The sequence below is a fragment of the Petroclostridium sp. X23 genome (assembly GCF_030013905.1).
Classification (GTDB): Bacteria; Bacillota; Clostridia; order SK-Y3; family SK-Y3; genus X23.
In genome coordinates, this window is the sequence record NZ_CP124862.1 from 1,296,941 (window position 1) to 1,314,030 (window position 17,090).

A 17,090-nucleotide genomic window follows, 5' to 3' on the forward strand; every position below is an offset into this window, starting at 1 on the left:
CATCTATAATCTCCCTAAATATTGCAAACCAATTCTGCACAATATCAATTTTAAAATAACAAGGATTTCTAAGATTTTTCTTTTAATCTTCTCCACAAAGTAGTCCTGCTAATGCCTAATGCTTTTGCTATATCTTCTTTACTTCTTTTTTTCACTTTTTTTAATCTTAGCAGTTCTTTCACCTCATCATCAATAAGTTGATCCGAATCTTCCAATATATTATCTGTAATAGCCTGTTTTATTTGTACTTGTGCATCGTCAACATCCAATAACTCCGCTACATCTTCCCGCGCAATACAGTTCGTATCTGTTAGGACCATAAGTCTCTCACAAATATTTCTAAGCTCTCGAATATTCCCCGGCCAGCTATATGCTTTTAATACATCTGTCGCTTCTTTCGTCATCACAGGTAATATTTTATGTGTTTCCTTGCAATATTTTTCGATATAGTATCTCGCAATATCAATAATATCTTCTTCCCTATCCCGCAGAGGAGGTATTTTGAAGTTCAATACATCCAACCTGTATAATAAATCCTGTCTAAAATCTCCATTCTTAACTTTTTCTTTTAAACTAATATTACTTGCGGATATAACACGCACATCAATAGGTATTACTTTATCATCACCGATCCTTCTTATCTCTCTCTCTTGCAATACTCTAAGCAGTTTGGCTTGAAGATTAAGAGGCAGTTCACTAATCTCATCTAAAAAAATAGTCCCCCTATGCGCAAGTTCAAACAAACCTACCTTTCCGCCTTTGGCAGCACCGGAAAAGGCACCTTCCGCATATCCGAAAAGCTCACTTTCAAGCAGATTTTCCGGTACCGCAGCACAGTTAATCGCAACAAAAGGTTGCAACGTCCTTTTACTTGCATTATGAATACTCTGCGCGAACAATTCTTTTCCTGTACCGGTTTCTCCCACCAATAAAATATTAGAGTCTACCTGGCTGTATTTATACGCAATTTGTTTTGCTTTATTGAGCGCATTACTATTTCCGATAATATTTCCAAAGGTATATTTTGCTACCAGTCCTTTATTATTTAATTCTTTTCTTATTTTGCTTTCAATATCCTGTATCTTATCAACATTTTGAAAAGTGCATACAAATCCTACATTTTGAGATTCTACTTTTATAGGAACCCAGTTACATACTACCATCGTCCCGTTAATGGGCCTTATAATACCTACTTCTTCCTGCTTCGTCTTCATGACATCCAACAAATCCGAATCGCGGATAATCTCTTTAATCGCTTGTCCTTTGACCTTTCTATTTAAAGGAATGTTCAATGTCCTATATGCTGCTCTATTAAAATTGTTTATAATCCCATCTTGGTCGAAAGCAACAATCGCTTCCTTCGCGTTATCGAGTACAATATTTACAAGTTCAGCCTTTCCTCTTTCCAACCGGGTAGCGTAAGCAGCATTTAAAGCTTCTTTAATAGACCTTCTTATTGCTTCTTCTCCTGTTTTAATCCGTATGCAATTCCATCCCATTTCCTCAGCCATATTACACGTGGTCAAACCTCCCACAATCGCATCAGCACGGAGTGTTTGCGCAGTTTTCAAAGCACCTTCAATGTCTTCTTCATCTTTTATCTTAAAAACTTCTATATCAATCCCCATAATCTCTTTCAGACTGTCTACTTCATATATGATGGATTCGGAAGCAATAATCGCGACCTTTTTGGTGTTATACTTCTTTTTACACTCATTGACTGCAGTAATAATGTCATAACCCGTCACAGCTATTTCAATAACAGAAACATTTTTTAAATTTTTCTTAAAAGCCAGATAAGTAATACCCCTAGCCACAACAATATCCGAACTGCATTGTTTTAAAAAGGTTTCTTGCGTTCCCAAGATATGCGCGGTCTCAAAAATAATTTTTTCATCTTCCACTTCTTTTAAATAGCTTTTAACCTTTGCTTCAATCTCTTTATATGGGATTATGAACGTTACTTTAATCATAATTGTACTCATCCTTCTATATATGATACAACTAGCGGGAGTTTTATAGACATCTTATGTCATATCATCTTATAGGATGCGAAAAAGTGCTTGATCGTTCGGAAATTGGACTTTTTCACAACCTCCTATAGGCATGCAAATTGTTCCAGTACTCCCCCCAGTAGTTTATATACATATTACCGTATAACAAATTTCTTATCAATACTATTTTATTCCCATACAAGTGCATATTGACTACTTCAAAAGTCTTTGCAAAAAATCACAGCATTACCCATTTGTCCCTAGGAGAGAAGCAAACTAATAATGCTGTGCTTTTGAATAAAAACGCAGTACATATTAATAAATAACACATCATTAACATCAGATAAACCATTTTACCGCTTATAAATATGGCCATTTTTCATAACAAAGCTCACATTCGCAAGCACAGATACATCTTCAAGAGGATCTCCTTTCACAGCGATAATATCCGCATCTAGACCTTCGGATATACTTCCAGTTCTATCAGAGATACCGCACATTTCTGCCGCATTAACAGTCACGCCCTTTAAGGATGTCAACTTATCCGCCCCCAGACTTACAGCGTATTCCACTTCTCTATAAAGAAAAGTATGATACGCATCAGTACCAAGAGTAAATCTCACATTACTTTTCACAACCTTTTCCAGGCACCGTATCGTACTTTCTCTTAACTTCCGAATGGTTAGAACGCTTTGTTTCGAACAAAAAGCTTCTCGGCTTGGATCCATAAAGATTCCTGACGTTAGATTGACCCACCTGTTATTTTTTTCAATCAATTCGATGTCATCTTCGGTGGCAGCATATGCATGTTCTATCACATCTACGCCCGCTTCTATGCAGTCTTTTAAACCCTGCCCGCCGATACAATGCGCTGCAGTTTTTAAATCCATGCTTTTTCCCTCTTCAACAACAGTCTTGATTTCATCAACAGTAAGAAAATGAGGTATAAAACTACTATTTACAGAAGGCATTCCCGGGGTTACAAATACTTTCAGCAAATCTACTCCCTTTGCCATATTTTCTCTCGCGGTCCTTCTAAACTCCTCTACACCGGCATGGCCCATTCCAACATAACCATGTCCGTGTACACTTCTCATACCAATCCCCGACACCAGAAGGTTAGGCCCTATAACATCACCTTTTTGGATTTGATGCTTGAAAACAACATCGATATAATGCCGGTCACCCATGCAGCGTGCAGTGGTAACCCCGGACATTAAATCGTCTTTTAAAGTCTTCATAGATCTGATGGTCAATTCACATTCACTGTCATTCATCATTTCTAAATGATCCGGAACCCTCGCGTCCAGAGCAACATGGTTATGACATTCAATCATCCCCGGCATAAGGGTTACATTGCCTAGTTCAATGATTTCACATGATTTAACATCTTCCTTTAAAAACGCCTCTTCGGCCAGTACCTTCAATATTTTTCCGTCTTTTATCAAAATACAGCCATTCTGGATTGCTTTTAAATGTCCACCAACCAGTACGGTATCTGCACATAAACCAATATATCCCATCATCCTATTCTCCTCTATGAATAATTTACTGCACTTTTTCCCTTTTTTTCTCATCCATCATATTCTTAATAAAAGGAAATACAAAAGAAAATAATGTAAATGCGAAAAATATACTTGTTAATGGTCTGAAAAACATCCTCATATAATTACCCGAATACATCGTACTTACCAAAGTAAGAGATTCTTCTAACATAGGTCCTAGCAATAACGCCAATGTTACAGGGGATACAGGGTAGTCATTTTTTACCATGATATAACCGATAACACCTGACAAAAACATCACAAGGACATCAAACATGTTTTGATTAATAGAAAATGAGCCTACGGTCGCCAAAACCACAATGACCGTTGCTAACACAGACTTAGGTATTAGCAAGATTTTACCTGCCCACTTACAATAAAGGAATCCTACAAAAAACATCAGTACATTAATAACTGCAAAGCCTATCAACAAAGTATAGACTACTGCCGCATTTTCGGTAAACAGCATCGGTCCCGGTCTCAAACCATGTATGATCATAGCGCCAAGAAAAATCGCCGCAGGAGCACTTCCGGGAATACCCAAAGTCAAAAGAGGAATCAAAGATCCACCCGTCACACCGTTATTTGCCGTTTCTGCTGCAATAATACCTTCAATAGACCCACGTCCAAACTCCTCGGGTTTTTTAGAAGCCTTTTTCGCTTCATTATACGATAGAAAGGATGCAATATCCGGACCTGCCGCAGGAATAATCCCGATGCCTATACCAATCAAAGTAGACCGAATGAAATTTATGATATTCCCGGAAATATCGGAAATTTTCAACGTCATTTTGCTCACCTTGCTAGCCTCTACCAGTTTGCCCGCAGGCTCTTCCAGCATTTTCAGCACCTCCGGAAGTGAAAAAATACCGATCAATACTGGAACTACCGCCAAACCACCTGTAAGCTGATATATGCCTGCTGTAAACCGAGGAAAACCCAAAACTGGGTCTTGGCCTATTGTCGCAATTAACAGACTAAGAAATCCAACCAAAACACCCCTCAGCATATTTCCGAAGGATAGCATACATACAACGCTCAAGCCGAAAATTGCAATCATAACCTGCTCGGGTGGGCCAACCATGATCGCAATTTTAGCAAGTAATGGCGAAAACAAAAGAAGAGCAATTGCGCTTAAAAAGCCGCCAATGGTTGAGCCAAAAGTTGATAACACCAACGAACGCCCCGACTCTCCCTTTAATGTAAGTGCGTGTCCGTCAAACGAAGTAGGCGCCGACGCAGGCGTCCCCGGGATACCTAGAAGTATCGCAGGAATGGATCCTCCATAAACGCCGCCGCAATATATGCTGCTTAAGAGCAACAAAGCCGCTTCAGGCTCCATTACATAAGAAAACGGAACAAATACCGCTACGCCCATCGTTGCAGAAAATCCCGGCAATGCACCAAACAACACACCAATAAATAAACCTGCCGTACAAATTAACAAGTTATATGGCTGAAACACATGCGTTAATCCCAAAAGAATATTTTCCATCTTTCACATTTCCCACCTTTCTTATAAGTTAATATAGAACCATGTTCCTATCGGAAGAGAAACCATCAATAATCTGGTAAATATAAAATATACTAAGAACGTCATACATATAGGCAATGAGATTAGCATGGTCCGCGATTTAACCTTCAAAAATTTGAGAGAAGCAAAAATGAAAAACATCGTAGATGCTATATAGCTGATTTTTTCAATTAAAAAAATATAAATTCCCATCATTGCAATAAAGATCATAATCGTCATTATCATTTTTTTTAAATCTTGATTTATATCTGTTGATTCCTCTTTCTTTACCATGTAAACGCCTCTAATAAAAAGCATGGTATTTATTACTGCACTGGCAACAAGCATGAACTTTGGATATCCCAGGGCTTCAGCCGGCACGTCTGACATTTGGAAATAGAACGCTGCAAGCACAACATAAACACCTATTGTAATACTTAACTCCGTATATGATTTCTTCATATAGCCCATCCCCCCTACTTCAATGAAGAGTGCAGGCATCAAGCCTGCACTTTTAACTTTCTTGTAAAATCAGTACAATCCTTTATTTGGATAGATCCGTTTTTTCTATCATCGCTTTATATTTTTCGTGATTATCCAGATAGAATTCTTTAAAATCATCTCCACCTTTAAATTGACAGAACATCCCTGCTTTTAGAGCCTCTTTTTGATATTCCGGATCATCATAGGCTGCTTTGAAAGCATCCGCAAGGACACTTGCAACTTCTTCTGACACACCTGCAGGGGCTGCAATTCCTCTCCACATCGTATGTTCAAAATCCAATCCCGATTCCTTAACAGTGGGGATATCCTTAGCTAGTTCAAATCTTTCAGAGCTAGTGATAGCTATTGGAATTACATTGCTCGCTTGAATTTGAGGGAGAGCTTCCGATACGAATGGTACTGCAACATCACAGTCACCGCTTGCTATCGCATTGATTGCTGCCGCCCCACCTTGGAATACCATTCTTTTCATTTTAATTCCTGTTTGTTCTTCCAGCTTAATTTTTAAGAAATCCCAACTCGTCCACGCGCCACCGATACCAAATGTCATCTCACCCGGTTTCTCTTTTGCTTTCGCAATAAGTTGTTCGATATTTGTTATACCGGATTTTTTACTTGCAACGATAATGTGCGGATCAGCAGCAATTTCTACAATAGGAGTAAAAGAATCCGCATTATAAGAAATGCCTTCAAATAGCAAATTGTCGTTCGAGTTGGTAGATGCAAAATATCCTAAGGTATAGCCGTCATTTTTTGAATCAGCTAATTGTGTCAAACCAACAGTACCACTTCCACCCGTTACATTGTTAACTACTATTTTTTGGCCCAAATGCTTTTCAGCATATTTAGAGATCATACGTATGGAAATATCTGCACCTCCGCCTGCACCGAAAGGAACAATCATTTTAATAGTAGTTTCAGGATACTTACTTTCACTTTTAGCTGCTACATTTGTTGTATTCCCTTGATTCGCAGAAGTATCTTGCGCAGGAGCACCTTGCTTGCTGCCTGCACCAATCCCGCATGCCGTAAAAAACATCACCATTGTTGCCGCCAGAATAACTGCCATCATTCTTTTCATCATCTTTCTCCTCCTATAATAATAAATAATTTGTATGAATCTATTTGAATTCAAATAGATTTATTGATTGAATGATCCGGTGTGTAACCACCATTCAATCAAGGATATTTTATGCCTCACACTTCGAGGCCTACCCTCTGCTTCACACTACTATATTGCAAATATTATGCCATTTAAATTGGGTTTTTCTTTTTAAATGTTTTTATGTATAAATATAACAAATTTTTATTTAAACTTATGTTCAACATATACAAATATAGTTCACGTATAAATTTTCATCCTACATACTTAACCAGATACGATTGCATATATACAATCATATTATTGCATAGTTACACGCTCCATATTGCATAAGTGCTTCAGTTTACCTTCATTTAGTTTTGTGCATAATAAACAAAACGTTATAACAGAAGACATTCCTTCTGTTATAACGCTTCAACCATTCCAGTAAAAACTTCATCCTATATTAATTTGATATTTTTTTATTTTTCTCCATAGCGTACTTTTATCTATATTTAAAGACTCAGCCGTTTGTTTTCTATTGTAGTTGTGAGACTTTAGTGCCGCCAAAATGATTTCTTTTTCTGTTTCCTGCAAAATATCGGAAACACTGTCAACAGGCTTCGGATCACTAGCTTTTATTTTAATCATCTCTGTATCACCATCATGATATATTCCTAACGCATTGGTTACATCCCAGGCGCTCGCGTATTCATTTTCACACAATACACAAATCCGCTCACAGAAATTCCTGAGTTCTCTCACATTGCCCATCCAGTTATGCGAAACAGCCATCGCCTGCGCCTCTTTATCCAACCCCTTCAAGATACATCCGGTTTTTTCCCGCTCAGCGGTGATATAATAATTTATCAAATGTACAATATCTTCTTTGCGTTCTCTTATAGGAAAAACCGAAAGCTTAAGCACATCCAAACGATAAAGAAGGTCTTGGCGAAAATTACCTTTTTTTACCTCTTCGTGAAGATTTTTATTAGTAGCAGAAATTACTCTTACATCTATGGGGATGATCCGGTCATGCCCTAACCGGATAATTTCCCGTTCTTGTAAAACTCTTAGCAACCTTCCTTGTAGCTTAGGCGAAATATCGCCGATTTCATCCAGGAATATAGTCCCTTTATGAGCAATCTCAAACAAACCTACCTTCCCTCCTCTTGCCGCACCGGTAAAGGCTCCCTCCACATAACCGAACAACTCGCTTTCCAATAATTCATCAGGCAAAGCTGCGCAATTAATAGCGACAAAAGGACCATTCCTTCTTCTGCTATCATTATGTATGCTTTGTGCAAACAATTCTTTTCCTGTACCGGTTTCACCGAATATTAAAAGATTGGAATCAGAATCGCTGAATCTTTTTGCTATACGAATCGTTTCTTGCATCATCTTATCTTTGTATATGATATTGCCGAAACTATACTTTGCTACAAATCCTTTTTTATATATATTCTTACGTATTTTTCCTTCTTCTTCCTGTATTTTCGTAACATCTTGAAAAGTGACCACGCTTCCGACATTTTCACCTTTTCCTTTTATAGGCACACAGTTAACCATAAGCATCATATCGTTAATTCTATATATTTCAGAAAGTATTTTTTTATCTGCTTCTATTACTTCCTCCAGCGGTATATTAGGAAAATATTTTATTACCTTTTCTCCTACAATAGTCACCGCATTCTTTGCTAGGATAGACATACAATAATTGTTTGCCAGCGTAATAAACCCTTTTTTATCAGTAGATATAATCCCTTGAAAAGAATAATTTAAAATATTTGCAATTTCATTACTCTTCCGTTTTTCTTTCCTGGTAATTAAAACGGTACGAATCGCCTCATCAATAGCATTATTAATTGCTTCTTTCCCGGATTCTATTAACTCTGTCGGTATATTATATTCTTTTGCAATTGCTACAGTAGAACATCCTCCTACAATAACTTGTGCACCTTCTTCAATGGCTTGCTTTACAATATCCCTCAAATGTATCTCTTTTTCTGTAGAATAGCTGGTGATTGTTACATTTCTATACACATTATTCATGCTTTCCGAGCCATACACCATATTAAATGCCCCTACAACTGCGATTCGTCTATATGGATGTTTACTTAAACATCTATCCACAGCAGTAATAACATCATAACCCGATGTCTTTAACTCTGCATTAGGGATGTCGGTTTTTTTTAACGCACTTGCTGTAAACCCTCTGGAAATAATGACATCTCCATGGATACCAAACTCTAATGTATTATTGAAGCTATCTAAAATTACTTCATAAGTGATCTCATTTTTATCGGGGCGTTCGGAAAATACTTGCTCAATGACTGTGCTAAGTTCCTTATAGGGTGAAAAAAAAATAATATGAATCATTTTCTCTCCTTCTTTAACGACTTTAGTTAAAATATAACCTTTTTATGTCTTGTTAGACTGAGTATGGAAAATATACCGAATTGATTTGGTTTTACTTACATATTACACTTTACAGTCAATATTATACCATGCTGACAGCGCACAAACAATCTCCGGCCCTTTTCAATCTATATAGATAAAAAACTTTAAAGTTATTATTGATCAATATGTTAATTCTTGTTTTAATATATCTGCTTTTTATTGTAGGGGCGGACGACCCTGTCCACCCGCTGTACTATTGCTGTATCTGCGGGCGGACAGAGTCGTCCGCCCCTACGAAATTTTAACTGTTAGCGTGATATATAAGTTGGCAAATTACAAGTCTAAAGTTCGTTATCTATACAGATAAAATGGGTTAATAGATATTCACAATTCAACATAATGCTAGTCTGTCTTATATATCAACTAACCATTATAACTAACCCAAACGGCTTAATTTTTTTATATAATAATCAAGCCCATTCTAAGGAAAACTAATGATATTATTATAAATTAAGGAGTTCTTTATGGAGAGAAATTATAAAGATATTTCACTATGGAAAGATGTATCCGAAAGTCAATGGAATGATTGGAAATGGCAGGTTGCTAATAGAATTACCACTGTTGAACAATTACGTCAGGTAGTAGAGCTTACCGAAAGCGAAGAAAAAGGGATTATCCGGTGCCTTGAGACCCTTCGCATGGCGATTACACCGTATTATACCACGCTCATCGACCCGCACGACCATGAAAGCCCTATCCGAAAGCAAGCTATTCCATTGGCCTTTGAAGTAGAAGAGGCTCGGTGCGATATGGAAGACCCGCTTCATGAGGAAAGCGATTCTCCTGTAAAGGGGATTACACACAGATATCCCGATAGGGTATTGTTTTTGATTACTGATCAATGCTCCATGTATTGTCGCCATTGTACCCGCCGCAGAATGGCAGGGTCAACTGATAACAGCATGCCAAAAAAAGACCTGCAAACAGCTATCGACTATATTAAGAGAACTTCCAAAATACGAGATGTTTTGATCTCAGGTGGTGATAGCTTACTGGTAAATGATGAAACCATAGAATTTATTCTAGGCAGTCTCAGAAAAATTGAACATGTTGAAATTATCCGCTTTGGTTCGAGAACACCCGTTGTTTTACCCCAAAGAATCACCGATGACCTATGCAGCATTATAAGAAAATATCATCCGGTATGGTTAAATACCCACTTTAACCATCCTCAAGAAATAACTCCCCAAACAAAAGAAGCATGTGCAAAACTTGCTGACTCGGGTGTACCACTGGGCAATCAGACAGTTTTATTAAAAGGAGTTAATGATTGTCCCTATATCATAAAAAAACTAATGCATGAATTAGTAAAAATGCGTGTACGCCCATATTATTTATACCAATGTGATTTATCGTCCGGCATCGAACATTTTAGAACCCCGGTAGGAAAAGGAATTGAAATCATTGAACTGCTTAGAGGGCATACCTCCGGTTTTGCAGTTCCTACCTATGTTATTGACGCACCCGGAGGTGGAGGTAAAATTCCTGTAAGCCCTCAGTACCTAATATCGCAGTCTGAAAACAAAGTGATTCTGCGCAACTATGAAGGCGTTATTTGCGCGTATACCGAACCGGAAGAAAAAGACAGTGAGTGTCACCATTGCGATTACTGCAAGCAATATGACAGTGAACCTGTAACCGGTATCGAAAAGCTTTTTAGAGAGAAAAAGTTAAGCCTCATCCCCAGGTCAAATAACCGGACTAAAAGACGTAATGAATGGAATTGATGATACAGAACGGATAAAGTGCTCATTACTCATTAAGAACAAAATTTGTTCTAACGGGCAACATCTGCAGAAGCGGCCATTGGCCGTCCGTGAATCTCATAGAATATCACTACGGACGACCAAAGTTCGCCCCTACAAGAGCACTTTATTTGTCAGTGAACTTCAAAAAACATCCCGCTAGTTTCATTTGTGCTTATCTAGTCATTATAGACCTGCTGTTCTGCAGATAATGGGTAAAATTCTCTGTGCTTAAAGGCCTGCTGTATAAAAAGCCTTGTATTTCATCACATCCAAATGACTTCAGCAATTGGTGTTGCTCTTCCGTCTCTACTCCTTCAGCTACTACTTCCAACCTCAAACTATGTGCCATATTTATAATTGCGGAAGCTATGGCAGCATCACTGGAATTTGAGCTAATATGATCAATAAATGCTTTATCAATCTTTAAGCTATCCACAGCAAAGCGTCTTAAATATGACATGGATGAAAAACCTGTTCCAAAGTCATCGATAGAAATCTTAACACCAATCGCTTTAAGATCATCGATGATGCTTATGGTTCTGTCAGTATTTTGCATAATACAGTTTTCAGTAATTTCTAATTCCAAATATTCCGGACTAAGCTCCGTTTCCTTTAAAATGTCTGAAATACTCTGAACAATATTTTCATACTGAAACTGCTTGGCAGAAATATTCACAGATACTTTTAATTGTGCATATCCCGTATCATGCCATCGTTTGTTTTGTAAGCAGGCTGTCCTTAATACCCATTCTCCTATTGGTACAATCAAACCTGTTTCCTCCGCAAGAGGAATAAAATCACTTGGCGGAATCATTCCTAACACAGGATGTTCCCATCTTATTAAAGCTTCACAACCTAATACATTTCCGGTTTTTACATCCAACCTTGGTTGATAATTCAGTAAGAACTCATGCTGATTTACTGCCATACGAAGATTTTTTTCCATATTCAATCTCTTCATTGAAAACACATCTATATTTGGTGCGTAAAAATGGAAGCTGTTTCTCCCTTTTTCCTTCGCTCTATACATCGCAATATCAGCATTTTTTAAGAGACTCTCCATATCTTGCCCATCTTGTGGATAAATGCTGATCCCAATGCTGGTGGTAATAAAGAACTCATTCTGATCTATCACAAACGAGTGTGTAAAAATTTCAAGCACTTTCTGAGCAAATGTAACCACATCCTGCTCACAACTTACTTCCGAAAGCAAAATAGTAAATTCGTCCCCGCCCATACGTGAGATAATAGCTTCATCGCTTACAGTCTTGTTTAGCCTCTCAGCTGCCTTTTTAAGCAAAACATCTCCGGCATCATGTCCTAATGTATCATTTATAAGTTTAAACTGATCAAGGTCTAAAAACAGTACTGCCATCATATTCCTATGAGTATTATTCTCAGCAGACTTTAGCGCATTGCTGAGACATTCGTTAAAGAAGATCCTGTTAGGCAGACCGGTTAAATCATCATAATATGCCATATACCTGATTTTTTCTTCTGCACGTCTTTGTTCCGTAATATCGATAGCAGAACCCACAACTTCATTTACAATGTCATTTTCCATAATCGGCGAGAGAGTTGTATAAAAAATCCTTGCTCCTAATTTCACATCAAAACTGCTTACTTTGCCCTCAAAAGCCTTAGCAATATTTGTATTAAAATAATACGCCGTCTCATTGTAAAATATTTCTTCCGACGTTTTCCCAAACACTGCACTGGTATTTAATCTTACTTCAGCAGCGATCTTTCCTTCAAAAAGCGTGAAAACCGCATCGCCTTTATCGTTTTTCTCCAGCTTGAAAACAAGATTCTGCAAATTTTGAACTGTCTTCTTGAAATCATCTTTTAATATCTCTTGCAGCGCATTTTCAGCCTGTATACGTTTGAATGCACTTCCAATACTTGTTGCAGCGATTCTAAGGGTATCCTCTTCAATTTTTGACCATATCCGACCTATCGAACAGTCATCAAATCCTATAAACCCCCAAAATTCATTGTCAATAAATATCGGAACCGCTAATATGGATAATATTCCTTGTGATCTAAGCCCCTCTTGTTCGGCATCAGGAAGACTACTGACCAAACCACTGACTGTTTTACCGGAAGACAAAATCTGATACCACTGAAGCAGCCCGGCATTGATATAAGAAAGATTGTGCAGCTCCTCGTTATCTATTTGCGATTCAATCCCTTCCCTACACCACTCAAAACGCTGACTCATCAATAAATCTCCAGTATCCATTCTTCTGTAATTCTGGAAAATATATACTCTATCCACCCCGGTAATTTCGCCAAGTATCTTGAGCGCTTCATTAAAAGCCATATCATACTTGGTAGTTTCCAGTAATATATTAGTAGCATCCGCAATACCTTTCAATAGCTTTTCTCGTTTAACAATCTCTTCTTCCATACTCTTTTTTTCTTTCATACTTTGCAGAAAAGCATTAAACCAGATAATCAGTTCACCAATTTCATCATTTGAATCACTATCCAATTGATTATTTAAATCTATATTACCTTCTTGAAATTGCTTAAATAACTCTGTTATCCTTTTTACCGGTGATAAATATTTTTTTGATATCCATACTACAAACGAGATCAGCATAAGAAAACATACGGTTACTAATAAAATCATATTATTGCTGATGGCTGCTGTCTTTGCTCTTATTCCACTATACGGAATAAGGACTACCGTCTTCCATCCGCTTTTATCTGATTTAATATGGGTTACAATCATTTTTTCGCCATTAATGCTATCAATAAAACTATCGGAAATTTTATTTACTTTCTCTATGAATGCCGGATTAACTTCCTTGCCTACCATATTCTTATCGGGATGATACACAATACGGTTTTTATCATCAATGACAAGGTAAACCCCTTCCGGTAAAGTACTTCCTCCGATATTTTCAGTAAAAGCATCCACATCATAATTAACAATAATCACACCGATGACTTTTTCTTTCATCGTTATTGCATCAACTGTTTTGATTGCTTTGGATGCGGTAATTACCTTTTTGTATGAAGAATTTAAATTCATGTTATCTTCTATTCCATTCCAGACAACCGTTTTATTTGATGTCAAAGCCTCATCAATAAGACGTTCCTTCAAATCTGTTCTAATATTCTTATAATCTAAGGTTTCGCCCACATGATAATGTATACCGTCCATCGAAAACAAATCAATTGACACCACACCTTTAAGATTAGAATACCCACTCAATATGTACCCTATCTTAGTTTGAGCAATAAGCTTGTTGTAAGCACTATCACTATATTCACTTACCAGAACGTTCCTAATTTCATCGAGACTGGATATACTTATAATTAAGCTTTGAATGTTTTGCATGATTAACTCAAGATTCTTCTGTTGATTTTCCATTAAACCATAAGTAGCTTTACTAATTTGATCATGTATGACGGCGTTGGTCTTATGATATGCAAACAATCCGTATGAAAGTATAGGAAGTATACAAGCTGCAAAAAGATATATAAACACTTTTTGAATCATATTTATTCTGAAACGTTTTGTCTCCATAAACTCGAACCCTTTCGCTAATGAATTTAAAATATCACTTCACGTTTTCAGCATTCACTATTTTCACCGGAATATAGGTTTCTTCCGGTACCTGTTCTCCTTCCGAGAGCTTAACAGCATACGCAACTCCTTTATATCCTTGGATGTCTGCCTGTTGATTGACCGATACCTGCATAGCACCTTCTTGAATAGCCTGCAACGCTTCTTGTAGAGCATCAAATCCAGTCACTAAAACATTATTTTTATTTTCTTTAGCTAGATATTCTACTACACCCAGTGCCATCATATCATTTCCACAAACGATCAAGCCAATATCCGGATACTTCTTGAAAATTTGGGATACAGTAAAATAAGCCTCATCAATTTTCCAATTGGCAGTTTGAATTGCCACCAAATCAATGTTTCTATTTTGATTTAAAGCTCTTAACGCACCTCTTTTACGCTGCTCGGAATTGTCCGATCCCCGTATGCCTTCTATGATAACAGCTTTGGTAGGCTTGGTGATCTTATCGGCAACATACTTTACAGATTGATAGGCAGCCAACTCATTATCAACACCAACAAACGGAACACCTACCAACCCCGCTTCTTTTGATATTCTTACATCAAGCCTATTATCAATATTAACAATGGGAATTTTAGCATCTTGAGCCTTTTTGAGGACTGGTACAAGTTCTGCAGAATGTACCGGCGCAATAACAATAGCATCTACCTTTAAATCAATCAGTTCTTCAACAATCGCAATCTGTTGTTCAATAGATGTTTCTTGTGCACCTGTTCTTGCCAAAAGATTTACTTTAAATTCAGCTTCTGCTTTTCGCGCACCTTTTTCCATGTCAATAAAGAATGGATTGGTTAACGTTTTCATAACCAATGCAATCGTTTTTTTAGGTCTTTTCGATAAATTATCCCTATTGTCTGCTGTAGTCTTTTCTTCAACTACTAAACTTCCGGTATGGTTCTCCACTTCTTTACTACATCCCAAGAATATAATGCTTATAATGAAACACATGATGTAAATAATTACATTTTTCAACAAAACCACCACCTATGAGAATATTATGTAAATTATGTCTAAAACAAAAAAGGTACCGATAAATGAACAGGCACCTTCATATAACCAGGCATAAAATCAATTATTTTTGGCAGCCTGGCAATCATAGAGATATATCCTTAGACCCATGGCTTTGCGGCACCACTTTTCAGTGGATGTGCTATTGTCAATGATAATGTTTCAGCAGTTCAATATTCATTTTAGGACTCTAGTCCTATATTCCAATAATTCTCTGACCCTATAATATATATTTCGACAAACAAACAGAAATTCCTTCTGAATGCAAACTTTTTTTGCTATTATTTTCATGAAACCAAGAAGTATTGTATATAGATTATGACAAAGAATTTACATCAGCAACCATTAAGTGGGGAGTCTTTACGCTCTCCTCACTATCCATTCCCCACTCCTCACTAAAGCAACACTATACAAAATGCATACATACATACCTTAGTAAAATAGGGAATAAACTGATAACGGTAACTAATCTGAACAAATGAAGTACGGCTACTTTTGGCGCATCCGCCCCAAAATCTTCAGCAATTATAGATATTTCTTGAAGTCCCCCGGGTGTGCTTGCCAACAATGCGGTAACCAAATCAAACTTACAAAGCTTATGAATCGCATATCCTATGATCAATGTCAGCAACAGCATCCCGAATATCATTACAATAGCCGGAATAATGATATCATCTAATCCTAATAAATCGGTCCTTGTCATTCTTGAACCGATTAAAGCACCGGTAGCAGCTTGTGTAATGATCCTTAAACTTCCGGGGAAATATGCCTTTTTGCAAGAAAGGTTGAAAACAACCACTGCAACCATTGAAATAATCATTGCGCCTGCCGGTATATTAAAAGTGATTCCTATCATACCTCCAAGCGAAGCGATACATAATGTAAAGAATAGATTTACACCTTTATGCTTTCCTATCTCATATTCATTGCTTGTTTCTTGCTGAATTTCTTCTGTATTCGAACTCTCTCTATCCTCATCGGTTTTGATATCGGCTTGTACTAAGAGTTGTTCACTATTCAGTCCGTTAGACCCCTGGTCACTCGTACGATTTTTCGTTTCTTTAGTCTTTTTATTTGGTGTAAAAAAACAGATATGCTTAAATAGTGTAGGAAATACACTTAGAATGACTATTACCCTTAACAGCTGCAAAAGTGCTACCTTTGGAGAATCGGCACCAAGATCATCGGCAATAAGGGCCATATCTGAAAGTCCTCCAGGCGCTGTAGCAAATAAGGCCGTAGCAAGATCAAGATTTGAAATCCTGCTGATGAGAAATCCAAATGAAAAATTCAGTATGATCATACCGAAAATCAATATAACAGTAGGCATAAGAACTTTTTTAAGATCATATATATCTTTTCGCTTGATTCTTGAACCTAACAGTGCTCCAGCTGCAATTTGCGCAATTTTACGGCCCATCTCCGGCATATATGCATGCTGAGTAAAAACATTATATATTAATACAGCTACCATTGCACCTATCATTGCACCTACCGGTATCTTTAACTTTATGCCGATCAAAGCGCCTATGCCGCCTATCAGTAATGTCAATATCATATATTGCACAGAGCAGTTACCTCCAGATATTTTGGTCTATATTCGATAATCCACAACACCTTTATCATCGATACCTTA

10 protein-coding genes and 1 riboswitch are annotated in these 17,090 nt (G+C 37.3%); of the genes, 1 reads left to right on the forward strand and 9 read right to left on the reverse strand.

What is annotated here, in order from left to right:
* Window positions 1–68: 68 nt before the first annotated feature.
* The 6 genes from QKW49_RS06375 to QKW49_RS06400 all read right to left on the reverse strand — a co-directional run bounded on the left by QKW49_RS06375 (window position 69) and on the right by QKW49_RS06400 (window position 9,015).
* Window positions 69–1,973, reverse strand: coding sequence for a sigma 54-interacting transcriptional regulator (locus QKW49_RS06375; protein WP_282866719.1), 1,905 nt, complete (start codon window positions 1,971–1,973; stop codon window positions 69–71).
* A gap of 374 nt (window positions 1,974–2,347) precedes the next feature.
* Window positions 2,348–3,520: an amidohydrolase family protein gene (locus QKW49_RS06380; protein WP_282866720.1), complete on the reverse strand. Its 1,173-nt coding sequence runs from the start codon at window positions 3,518–3,520 to the stop codon at window positions 2,348–2,350.
* Window positions 3,521–3,542: 22 nt separating this feature from the next.
* Window positions 3,543–5,033 carry a tripartite tricarboxylate transporter permease gene (locus tag QKW49_RS06385; protein ID WP_282866721.1) on the reverse strand — a complete coding sequence of 497 codons (1,491 nt, stop codon included), beginning with the start codon at window positions 5,031–5,033 and terminating at the stop codon, window positions 3,543–3,545.
* A gap of 21 nt (window positions 5,034–5,054) precedes the next feature.
* Window positions 5,055–5,513 carry a tripartite tricarboxylate transporter TctB family protein gene (locus QKW49_RS06390; protein ID WP_282866722.1) on the reverse strand — a complete coding sequence of 153 codons (459 nt, stop codon included), beginning with the start codon at window positions 5,511–5,513 and terminating at the stop codon, window positions 5,055–5,057.
* Window positions 5,514–5,595: 82 nt separating this feature from the next.
* A complete protein-coding gene (locus tag QKW49_RS06395; protein WP_282866723.1) occupies window positions 5,596–6,639 on the reverse strand; it encodes a tripartite tricarboxylate transporter substrate binding protein in 1,044 nt (347 codons plus the stop codon).
* A 453-nt stretch (window positions 6,640–7,092) separates the two neighbouring features.
* Complete coding sequence (locus QKW49_RS06400; protein ID WP_282866724.1) at window positions 7,093–9,015, reverse strand: sigma 54-interacting transcriptional regulator; 1,923 nt, start codon at window positions 9,013–9,015, stop codon at window positions 7,093–7,095.
* Window positions 9,016–9,560: 545 nt separating this feature from the next.
* Between QKW49_RS06400 and ablA the strand changes: the two genes are divergently transcribed.
* Window positions 9,561–10,823, forward strand: a complete 1,263-nt coding sequence (ablA, locus tag QKW49_RS06405) for a lysine 2,3-aminomutase (RefSeq protein WP_282866725.1) — start codon at window positions 9,561–9,563, stop codon at window positions 10,821–10,823.
* Window positions 10,824–11,016: 193 nt separating this feature from the next.
* Here the strand turns inward: ablA and QKW49_RS06410 are convergent, their stop codons facing one another.
* From QKW49_RS06410 to QKW49_RS06420, 3 genes are all read right to left on the reverse strand, one after another.
* Window positions 11,017–14,382 (reverse strand): EAL domain-containing protein, encoded by a 3,366-nt coding sequence (locus tag QKW49_RS06410; RefSeq protein WP_282866726.1) that lies wholly within the window; start codon window positions 14,380–14,382, stop codon window positions 11,017–11,019.
* Window positions 14,383–14,416: 34 nt separating this feature from the next.
* Window positions 14,417–15,418, reverse strand: coding sequence for a substrate-binding domain-containing protein (locus QKW49_RS06415; RefSeq protein ID WP_282866727.1), 1,002 nt, complete (start codon window positions 15,416–15,418; stop codon window positions 14,417–14,419).
* 105 nt (window positions 15,419–15,523) lie between these two features.
* A riboswitch (cyclic di-GMP riboswitch) is annotated at window positions 15,524–15,608 on the reverse strand.
* Between the two features lie 252 nt (window positions 15,609–15,860).
* Complete coding sequence (locus QKW49_RS06420; RefSeq protein WP_282868079.1) at window positions 15,861–17,012, reverse strand: AbrB family transcriptional regulator; 1,152 nt, start codon at window positions 17,010–17,012, stop codon at window positions 15,861–15,863.
* Window positions 17,013–17,090: the final 78 nt, after the last annotated feature.

Coding starts and splice junctions, on each gene's coding strand:
- QKW49_RS06375 (WP_282866719.1), bottom strand. CDS start 1,973: ATGATTAAAGTAACGTTCATAATCCCATATAAAGAGATTGAAGCAAAG.
- QKW49_RS06380 (WP_282866720.1), bottom strand. CDS start 3,520: ATGATGGGATATATTGGTTTATGTGCAGATACCGTACTGGTTGGTGGA.
- QKW49_RS06385 (WP_282866721.1), bottom strand. CDS start 5,033: ATGGAAAATATTCTTTTGGGATTAACGCATGTGTTTCAGCCATATAAC.
- QKW49_RS06390 (WP_282866722.1), bottom strand. CDS start 5,513: ATGAAGAAATCATATACGGAGTTAAGTATTACAATAGGTGTTTATGTT.
- QKW49_RS06395 (WP_282866723.1), bottom strand. CDS start 6,639: ATGATGAAAAGAATGATGGCAGTTATTCTGGCGGCAACAATGGTGATG.
- QKW49_RS06400 (WP_282866724.1), bottom strand. CDS start 9,015: ATGATTCATATTATTTTTTTTTCACCCTATAAGGAACTTAGCACAGTC.
- ablA (WP_282866725.1), top strand. CDS start 9,561: ATGGAGAGAAATTATAAAGATATTTCACTATGGAAAGATGTATCCGAA.
- QKW49_RS06410 (WP_282866726.1), bottom strand. CDS start 14,382: ATGGAGACAAAACGTTTCAGAATAAATATGATTCAAAAAGTGTTTATA.
- QKW49_RS06420 (WP_282868079.1), bottom strand. CDS start 17,012: ATGATATTGACATTACTGATAGGCGGCATAGGCGCTTTGATCGGCATA.